A 9,377-nucleotide genomic window follows, 5' to 3' on the forward strand; every position below is an offset into this window, starting at 1 on the left:
GTCCCTGCCGCACCCCCGTCGGACGACGACGCCGCCCGCGCACCGGGCCAAGCGCCCCTGGGGATCACGTGGCCACGGTGCCGGCACCCCGGTGGCCGGGCAACTGCCCGCGCCCTGCCCACCCGGCCGTGCGGCGTCGTCGTCCGACGGGGGTGCGGCAGGGACCCTGCACGGCGGCCCGACGGCACCCGGGGAGCCCGCCGCGCGCTTGTATCCTGGGCGGGTGGCTCATCTGATCGGCGGAGAAAACATACACCTGGAGTACCCCACCAAGACCGTGTTCGACGCGGTGACGGTGGGGATCGACGAGGGCGACAGGATCGGCATCGTGGGCCGCAACGGGGACGGCAAGTCCACCCTCATGCGGCTGCTCGCCGGGCGCATCCGGCCCGACTCCGGGCGGGTGACCGTGCGCTCCGGGACCACCGTGGGCATGCTGGACCAGGCGGACACCCTGGACCCGGACCTGACCGTGGGCCACGCCGTGGTGGGCGACGTCCCGGACTACGTGTGGGCTGCGGACCCCAAGGTGCGCGACGTGGTCTCCGGGCTCGTGGCGGACGTGGACTGGGACACCCCCGTGGGCCAGCTCTCGGGCGGGCAGCGGCGCCGCGTGGCGCTCGCGAGCCTGCTCACCGGGGACTGGGACGTGATCTTCCTGGACGAGCCCACCAACCACCTGGACGTGGACGGCATCACGTGGCTCGCCAAGCACCTGAACTCCCGGTGGTCGCGGAGCTCCGGCGCGCTCGCCGTGGTCACCCACGACCGCTGGTTCCTGGACGCGGTGTGCACGGACACGTGGGAGGTCCACGACCGGATGGTCGAACCCTTCGAGGGCGGCTACGCGGCGTACGTGCTGCAGCGCGTGGAGCGGGACCGCCAGGCCGCCGTGGTGGAGCAGAAGCGGCAGAACCTCATGCGCAAGGAGCTCGCGTGGCTGCGCCGTGGGGCGCCCGCGCGCACGTCCAAGCCGAAGTTCCGCATTGAGGCCGCGAACACGCTGATCGAGGACGTCCCGCCGCCGCGCGACACCGTCTCCCTGTCCCGCATGGCGGTCTCCCGGCTGGGCAAGGACGTGGTGGACATCGAGGACGTCTCGGTCTCCTTCCCTGCCGCGGACGGCTCCGGCACCACCCGCGTGCTGCAGGACGTCACGTGGCTCATCGCCCCGGGCGAGCGCACGGGCATCCTGGGTGTCAACGGCGCGGGCAAGTCCACCCTGCTGGGCCTCGTCACCGGGGACGTGCAGCCCACCTCGGGGCGGGTCAAGCGCGGGAAGACGGTCAGGATCGCCACCCTCACGCAGCAGCTGGACGAGCTGAAGGATGTGGCACAGGACCGTGTCTCGGACGTCGTGGCCCAGAAGAAGACCTCGTACGTGACCGGTGGCAGGGAGATGACGCCCACGCAGCTGCTCGAACGGCTCGGCTTCACCTCCGCGCAGCTGAAGACCCCGGTCAAGGACCTCTCCGGCGGGCAGAAGCGGCGGCTGCAGCTGCTGCTGATCCTGCTGGACGAGCCCAACGTGCTGATCCTGGACGAGCCCTCCAACGACCTCGATACGGATATGCTCGCCGCCATGGAGGACCTCCTGGACACGTGGCCCGGCACGCTGCTGGTGGTCTCCCACGACCGCTACCTGCTGGAGCGCGTGACCGATCAGCAGTACGCCGTGATCGACGGCCGGTTCCGCCACCTGCCCGGTGGGGTGGACGAGTACCTGCAGCTGTCCTCCACGGCGGCCTCCGGTTCCGCGGCCGGTTCCACGGGGGCCTCCAACCCCCTGGCGGCCTCCTCGGACCCGGGTGCCGCCCCCCGCGCCACCCCGTCCTCCGACGACGCCGCCCGGTCCCGTCCCGCGCTCGGGGGCGCCGAGGCGCGTGCCGCCCAGAAGGAGCTGGGAGCCGTGGAGCGCAAGCTGCAGAAGGTGCAGGGCGAGGTCGCGGAGCTGGACGAGGCCATGGCCGCCGCGGACCCCGCGGACTTCGAGGGGCTGGGGAAGCTGGCCGCCCGCAAGTCCGGGCTGCAGGACACCGTGGACGAGCTCGAGCTGCGCTGGCTCGAACTGGGCGAGGCCCTGGAGCAGTAGGGACCGGACTCAGTCGGCGCGGTCCGAGACCGTGGGCCACGCCGGGAAGCGGTCCGGGAACAGGGACCACGCCTCGGGACCGGCGGCGAACTCGGCGTCGGTGAGGGCGGCGTCGTCGAGCGCAGCCGTCAGAGCGGGGACGTCCAGGTCCAGGCCGATGATCCCGAGGTCCTGGCCGAGGGCGAGCAGCTCGTCCTCCTCCCCCAGGTCCTGGTCCACGGCGAGCGGTGAGAACGCGATCATCCGACCCACGTGGTTCCACCGCGCGGTGACGTCCGGGCGCGTGGCCAGGCGGCAGAAGCCCGCCGAGCGCAGCACGGTGCCGAACTCGCCGTTCTCCAGGCGGTGCTCCAGAAGCCGCTCGAGCCGCCCGGGGTGCAGGGGCCGCACGTTCTCGTAGTGCACGGCACTGACGTGCGGGTCGGCCATGAAGGGGTCGTGCTCGCCGTTGAGCAGGGTGACCCACCCGGCACGCTCCTGGGTGATGTCGTAGGGGGTTCCGTCCGTCAGCGCCTCGGCCGTCCACTCGACCGCGGCCCGCCCGTCCGCCGCCCCGCGGTGCAGCTGCAGCCGAGCGTGCGGCGCCAGGTGGTTGAGCAGGGCCATGGTGCTGGACAGCTGCGGGGTATCCAGCGACTCCCAGTTCACGAGCACCACCGCGGACGCGAACTCCACGTTCATCACGTGCAGCAGGGCGCGGGCGATCTGGTGCCACGGGGCGTGCGGCACGGCGGGTCGCAGCACGCAGTCCTCACGGTTGAGGTCCGCCATCACGTGCGCCGCATCCACCACGCAGACTACGCCGGTGAGGACCGCGGGTGAACCGGGGTGCGCGCAGGCCCCGATCAGCTCGGTGACGTCCGCGTGGTCGGGGAACTCCACCAGGGCGCCCTGTTCGCGGGAGCACCAGGGAACCAGGGCCACCGCCTCCACCACGGGATCCGGTGCCGCCGCGAGCCGCTGCGCCGGGATCGGCATGCGCCCCGTGCTGCGAGCGACCCCCCGCGCGAAGTGCGAGCGCTCGGGGGGGCAGCCGCCCACCACCGCCACGACGTCGACCGGGTCCATGGATGCCTCCCTGAGTGCGGTGTGCTGTGCCGGGGGCGGCCGTCGACTCACCCCCGCTCACATGATAACCGTTCGCATGTAAATCCGGGGGGGGTGGAACGCGCCGCGGCCCCGCCCGGAGGAGAACCGGACGGGGCCGCACAGGGCGTGGGGACTCACTCGCCCCAGTCGTTGCCCTTGATGATCTCCACGAAGTCGTCCCGCGTGAAGCCGGGCTCGAAGTGCTCCAGCACGTCCGCGTTCATGGTGCCGAACGTGGAGCCCGGACGGTGGGCCATGCCGTGGTGGAACGCGGAGAGGATCCGGTTCTTGAAGTCCGGCCGGGGGTGGGCCTCGACCACGGCGCGGCGCTGCTCCTCGCTCACCGTGTCGAAGTGCAGGCCCAGCACGTCCGTCTCCACCCCCGCACTCACGAGCGCGACCTCCGGCGCCATGAACTCGGGGATCCCGGGCGTGGTGTGCAGGGCGATCCCGAGCCAGGCACTGTGCGCGCGCTCCCGGGACGCGCCGCGCTCCATGAGAAACTCGAAGACCTCGTTCGCGCCGTCCACCTCGAAGCGCAGGGTGGAGTCCCTGTGGTCCTCGGTGAGCCCGCGGTCGTGGAACATGGCGCCCGCGTAGAGCAGCTCGTGGTCCACGCTCAGCTCCTGCGCCTGCCCGATCAGCGCCCCGAAGAAGAACACGCGGCGCGAGTGGTGGTAGAGCAGGTCGCCCTCGGTGTCCCGGACGTAGTCGGTGATGTCACGGGTCAGGGCGGTGTCCGGAACGGTGATCCCGGCAACGGTGTCGGTCATGGGGTGCTCCTCGGTCGAGTGGGTGATCTCATGGGTGCGGGCGCCGCCGCCGGGCAGCGTCCTCGACGACGACGGGCGGCGGCGGGCCCGCGCCGAGCGTCGTCGTCGTGACGGTCCAGTGCCAGTCACAACCGGCCCTCGTGCCGTCCCGCGGAGCCCGCAGGGCAGGGGCGCGCGGCGTCGTCGTGGCCCGGGCGGTGGGTTCAGTCCGCGGCGCCGAGGTCCACGACCTCGAACTCCAGCAGTGAGGCACCGGTGGCCACGGGCTTGCGGTCCCCACCGGCGTGGGCGGCCTTGGCGTTGCCGTCCCGCCACGCCTCGAAGGCCTCCTGGGTGGCCCACGTGGTCACCACGAAGTAACGGTTCTCCCCCGCCACCGGACGCAGCAACTGGAAGCCCTCGAAACCGGGCTCACCGTCCACGGCGTGCCGACGGGCGGCGAACCGCGCCTCCAGCTCGTGGCCCGAGCCCTCGGGCACCTCGATGGCGTTGATCTTCACGACGGACATGTCAGCCTCCTGGTGGTTGTGGTGGTGAGTCCCACTGTAGGCCGGGACGGTGAGCGGGTGCTGGGGGTGCGCTCACAAGGATCGGGAGTGCTCGCCGTCGGTGTTCTCCACCGGGGCGGGAGAGCGCAGTTCGTGCCGGTCACCCGGCAGCCGCGCCCGCCACCGGCTCGAACACGCTGCGTCCCGCCGCCGCGTCCGCGCTGACCAGCCGCACCCGGACCTCGGCGCCGAGCTGCAGGCCCGGGACCTTGAGCGACGCCTCCACCGCGGGGTCGCGGATGATGATGGTGCCCCTGGAGCCGTCCTCCCTGGCATCCACCACCGTGGCGGTGAACTCCTCGCCCACGCGCGCGGACAGCGCCAGGGTCTCCACCATGTTCACGATGCCCCGCTCGTACGCGGAGGCCCTGCGGGCCGAGGACTCCATCTCCTCGGGCAGTCCGGGGAGGGCCTGGCTCACCCACTCCGGAACGGGCTGCCCGGCGCTCAGCGCCAGGCACACCTCGCTGCCGTAGCGGTCCACGAGGCGGCGCAACGGCGCGGTCACGTGGGCGTAGGGGGTGGCCAGGGCCGAGTGCTCGCTCTGCTCCGGCGGCCGGCCGTCGAAGGCCGCGTAGCCGGCACCCCGGAACAGCAGCGTGCAGGCGTAGAGCATGGCGGCGTGGGTCCCGGTCCCCGGGTCCAGCCCGCGCACGAACTCGGGGTAGGACACCTCCTCCGGCCACGGGATCCGCAGGGCCTCCGCCGTCACGCGGAGCTTCAGCAGCGCGGCGTCCGTGGCGGGTGGGAGCACCCGGAGCAGGCCCACCCCGGCGTCGAGCATGAGGTGAGCTGCGGCAATGCCGGTGAGCAGGGAGACCTGGGCGTTCCACCCCTCCACGGGCAGGGCGCTGCGGTGCACCACGCGCCACTGGTCCTGCTCCACCACCACCTCCTGCTCCGGGATCCGCAGGCTCACGCCACCGCGCTCGCGCTCGATCTGCTCCCGCAGTTGTCCCACGGTGCGCAGCAGCTGCAGTGCGCCGGGGGCGGTGCCCGCATCCAGCTGCTCCTGCACCTCCCGGTACGTCAGCTGGGCGCGGCTGCGCACCACGGCGCGGGTCACGGACGTGCTGCGCAGCTCGCCGTGGGAGTCGAGCCCCAGGCACCACAGCACCGCGGGGCGGAGCTGGTCCGGCAGCAGGCTCGCGGCCTCCTCGGAGAGTTCCGGCGGGTGCAGCGGCGTGCGCCGGGGCGGGGCGTAGAGGGTCTGCCCCCGCCGGTGCGCCTCCAGGTCCACGGGGTCGCCCGGCGTCACGAACGCGGCGACGTCCGCAATCGCGTACCAGACGGTGAAACCCTCACCGGCACGTTCGATGAACACCGCCTGGTCCAGGTCCCGGGACCCCTGGGGGTCGATGGTCACCAGTTCCAGGTCGGTGCGGTCCAGGGACGGCAGGCGGGGCGAGGCAGCGGCGGCCGCGGCGGCGTCGTGCACCGGGGCCGGGAAGTCCGCGGGAATGCCCAGCTCGCGCTGCAGGGACTCCAGCGCGGCGACGAGCGGGGCGGGCACGGGGCGGACCTGTTGCGGTCGGATGGCCATGGGGACTCCTCACCCGGTCACGGGCCCGGAGCCGTGGGCCCCGGGCACGCGCCGGCTCTCGAAACCGTGGTACGCATGCGTCTGGTCCCGATTGTGCCCCGCGTCACCCGCGGGCACGGGTTCATCCGCGCGAGTCCACCCGCGCGCCGGGGACCGGGCCCGTGACCGCCAGGGCACGACGCCGCTCACGGCCGAACTCGCCGACCAGCTGCCGGGCGGCCTCCCGCGAGTGCGCGAGGAAGCACACCGTGGGCCCCGACCCGGACACCCAGCCCGCCAGCGCCCCGAGCTGCACCCCGTGGTTGAGCAGGGTCTCCAGCTCGGGCAGCAGGCGGAGGGCGGGGGCCTGCAGGTCGTTGCGCACGCGGGCGGCGAGCGCGTCCGGGTCGGCCGCGGCGAGCGCGGCGAGGGTCTCGGCAGGCACCGGGTCCGGCGCCAGGCCGACGCCCCCGCCCGGGGCCTCCGTGGCACTGGCCACCGCGTGCTCGGCATCCCACTCCCGGTAGACCGCGGGCGTGGAGAGTCCCTGGTCCTGCGGGACGAGGACGAGGTGCAGGGAGCCGTCCGCGGCCACGGGCTCCAGCTCGGTGCCGGTTCCGCGTCCGACGGCCGCACCGCCGAGCAGCATGAACGGGACGTCCGCGCCCAGTTCCGCTCCGAGCCGGGCGAGTTCCTCGGGGGACGACGCCGCCGTGCCCAGGTGCTCTGCCAGCAGCGTGTCCACCGCGACGAGCGCGGCCGCCGCGTCCGCGGAGCCGCCGCCCATGCCGCCCGCAACGGGAACCGCCTTGCCGATGTGCAGCTGGAGACCGGGCACCGCCACGCCCCACGCCTCGCACACTGCGAGCGCCGCACGGACCGCGAGGTTCTCGGCGTCCAAGGGAATGTCCGAGAGCCGAGCCGCCCCCTCCGCGACCATGCGCTCGTACGCGCTGCCGGGGGCCGCCTCCACCGAGACCGAGATGCCGGGGCCCCGCCGGGCGAGCGCCGGGTCCAGGGTTGCCGTGACGGTCTCGCGCAGGTCCACCGCGAGGAACAGGGTCTCCAGCGGGTGGTAGCCGTCCGGGGTGGGGCTGCCCACGTGCAGCAGCAGGTTGGTTTTGGCGGGGGCGCTCGCGGTGATCCGCGTGGCAGGCCCGCTCACGCCCGGTCCTCGCGGGGCTCCGTCACGGGCCGGGCAGGCTCTGCCGCGGGCCGGGCTGCCCCCGGCACGGCAGGGGTAGCGGACGCGGCGAGCTCCTCCGCGGGGTTGGCGGCGTCCGTGTCGATCGGGGCGGTTTCGTCCTCCGGGGCACTGGGCGGGGCCGGGTCCCCGCGGTCCGCGGCCACCGCGTTGGATGCCTCCGCGATCCGTGCGAAGTCCGCCACGTCCAGCTTCTCCCCGCGCTGGGCGGGCTCGATCCCGGCCTCCCGCAGGATCTTCTCCGCGTGCGCACCGGACCCCGCCCAGCTGCTGAGCGCGGCCCGCAGGGTCTTGCGCCGCTGGGCGAACGCGGCGTCGACCACCGCGAACGTGGGAATCCGCAGGCGGTCCGCCACCGGGGGCTCGCGACGCTCGAAGCGCACCAGACCGGAGGCGATCTTGGGTGCCGGCCAGAACACGTTCTTGCCGATCACCCCGGCCTTGCGCACGTCCGCGTACCAGGACGCCTTCACGGACGGCACGCCGTACACGCGCGACCCGGGGCCCGCGGCCAGCCGGTCCGCGACCTCCTCCTGCACCATCACGAGCCCGTGGCGGATGGACGGGAACACCTCCAGGATGTTCAGCAGCACCGGCACCGCCACGTTGTACGGCAGGTTCGCCACGAGCGCCGTGGGATCGGTGCCCCCGGGCAGCTCGCGCACGCGGGCGGCGTCGCCCTCCACCACGCGCAGGCGCCCCGCCGCCTCCGGGAAGAAGCGGGCCACGGTCTCCGGCAACTGGCGGGCGAGCGGCGGGTGGACCCCCACCGCCGTGACCGCCGACGACGCCGCCAGCAGCCCCAGCGTGAGCGACCCCAGCCCGGGCCCCACCTCCAGGACGTGCTCGTCCCGTGAGAGGTGGGCCTGCGCGACGATGCGGCGAATGGTGTTGGGGTCGATCACGAAGTTCTGACCCAGGGTCTTGGTGGGGCGGATGCCCGCCGTGTCGGCGAGTTCCCTGATCTCCGCGGGCCCCAGCAGCGGGCCGGCTGTGCTGTGCTCGGTCACCGGACAATCCTACGGGGCGGGCCCGGCAGCACACGGAACGCGGGTCAGAACTCCCCGTACACCGCCCGCGAGTTGTCCCAGATCCGCCGGCACAGCGTCTCCAGGTCGGTCTCCAGGATCCCGGCCATGCCGCGGACCGTGCAGTTCACCATGTACGGCGCGTTGGGCCGGCCCCGGAACGGGTGGGGCGTGAGGAACGGCGCGTCCGTCTCGCACAGCACGAGTGCCGGGTCCGCCACCCGCAGGGCGGCCTGCAGCGCCTTGGCGTTCCTGAACGTCACGGTCCCGGCGAAGGACATGTACCAGCCGTTCTCGTTGCACACCGCGGCGAGCTCCGGGTCCCCGGAGAAGCAGTGGAACACGGTGCGCTCCGGCGCGCCCTCGTCCCGCAGGATGCGCAGCACGTCCTCGTGGGCCTCGCGGTCGTGGATCTGCAGGGCCAACCCGTGCTCCCTGGCCATCCGGATGTGGGCGCGGAAGGACTCCTCCTGGGCGGCCAGTCCCTCCTCGGGGGTGTGCACCCGGTCCATCCCGGTCTCCCCCACCGCCCGCACGCGGTCCTCGGCGGCGAGCGCGTCGATGCTGCGCAGCGCGTCCTCCAGCTCCCCGGCGCGGGCGAGCTGCGGAGCCTCGTTCGGGTGCAGCGCCACCGCGGCGAGCACCCCGGGCACCGCCTGCGCGGCGGCCACGGCGAAGCGCGAGGACTCGACGTCGCACCCCGCCTGCACGAGCCCCGCCACCGAGGCGTCCCGCGCGGTGGCCAGCGCGTCCACCACGGACACCCGCACCCGGCCGTCCTGCATGTCCAGGTGGGTGTGGTTGTCCACCACGGGGTGCGGCAGCGGCTCGGGCAGCGCGGGGAACACGAGGTTGCGCTTCTGCCCGTGCACGTCCGTGTCCGCGCGCCGCTCGGTGCCCTCCCCGTTCGGGGTGTCACCCGCGAGCGCATAGCACTCGGGACGGTACGCGGCGGGAGTCTCGCCCGCCACGGGCTCGGGCCGTCGGCCACGGCTCCACAGGGACTCGGTCAGCGCTGTCTCGATCACGCCCCCACGATAGGCGACGACGCCGCCCGCCCGGCTCCCGCACCGACCGCACCGACCGCCCGGCAATGCCCACGCACCCCGGAGTTTCCTGAG

General features: G+C 73.7%; 7 protein-coding genes and 1 pseudogene. 1 reads left to right on the forward strand and 7 read right to left on the reverse strand.

The genetic code is table 11. From position 1 onward, the window contains the following. Positions 1-223: 223 nt before the first annotated feature. Positions 224-2,092, forward strand: coding sequence for an ABC-F family ATP-binding cassette domain-containing protein (locus CWC38_RS09525; protein ID WP_121846521.1), 1,869 nt, complete (start codon positions 224-226; stop codon positions 2,090-2,092). 9 nt (positions 2,093-2,101) lie between these two features. On the opposite strand, the gene CWC38_RS09530 is transcribed toward CWC38_RS09525, so the two are convergent. From CWC38_RS09530 to CWC38_RS09560, 7 genes and pseudogenes are all read right to left on the reverse strand, one after another. Continuing rightward, a complete protein-coding gene (locus CWC38_RS09530) occupies positions 2,102-3,160 on the reverse strand; it encodes a GTP-binding protein (RefSeq protein ID WP_121846522.1) in 1,059 nt (352 codons plus the stop codon). A 155-nt stretch (positions 3,161-3,315) separates the two neighbouring features. After that, positions 3,316-3,954 carry an HD domain-containing protein gene (locus CWC38_RS09535; protein ID WP_121846523.1) on the reverse strand — a complete coding sequence of 213 codons (639 nt, stop codon included), beginning with the start codon at positions 3,952-3,954 and terminating at the stop codon, positions 3,316-3,318. Between the two features lie 203 nt (positions 3,955-4,157). Next, the gene (locus CWC38_RS09540; protein ID WP_121846524.1) at positions 4,158-4,463 is read right to left on the reverse strand and encodes an antibiotic biosynthesis monooxygenase family protein; all 306 of its coding nucleotides are present in this window, start codon (positions 4,461-4,463) and stop codon (positions 4,158-4,160) included. Between the two features lie 139 nt (positions 4,464-4,602). Then, a complete protein-coding gene (locus tag CWC38_RS09545) occupies positions 4,603-6,045 on the reverse strand; it encodes an RNB domain-containing ribonuclease (RefSeq protein ID WP_121846525.1) in 1,443 nt (480 codons plus the stop codon). Positions 6,046-6,166: 121 nt separating this feature from the next. Then, the gene (locus CWC38_RS09550; protein ID WP_121846526.1) at positions 6,167-7,189 is read right to left on the reverse strand and encodes a 4-(cytidine 5'-diphospho)-2-C-methyl-D-erythritol kinase; all 1,023 of its coding nucleotides are present in this window, start codon (positions 7,187-7,189) and stop codon (positions 6,167-6,169) included. Positions 7,190-7,362: 173 nt separating this feature from the next. Then, positions 7,363-8,238 (reverse strand): annotated as a pseudogene (gene rsmA, locus CWC38_RS09555) (16S rRNA (adenine(1518)-N(6)/adenine(1519)-N(6))-dimethyltransferase RsmA); the annotation flags it as partial. Positions 8,239-8,282: 44 nt separating this feature from the next. Beyond that, positions 8,283-9,284, reverse strand: coding sequence for a TatD family hydrolase (locus CWC38_RS09560; protein ID WP_121846528.1), 1,002 nt, complete (start codon positions 9,282-9,284; stop codon positions 8,283-8,285). Positions 9,285-9,377 lie beyond the last annotated feature (93 nt).

The sequence above is a fragment of the Kocuria tytonicola genome (assembly GCF_003687455.1).
GTDB lineage: Bacteria > Actinomycetota > Actinomycetes > Actinomycetales > Micrococcaceae > Kocuria > Kocuria tytonicola.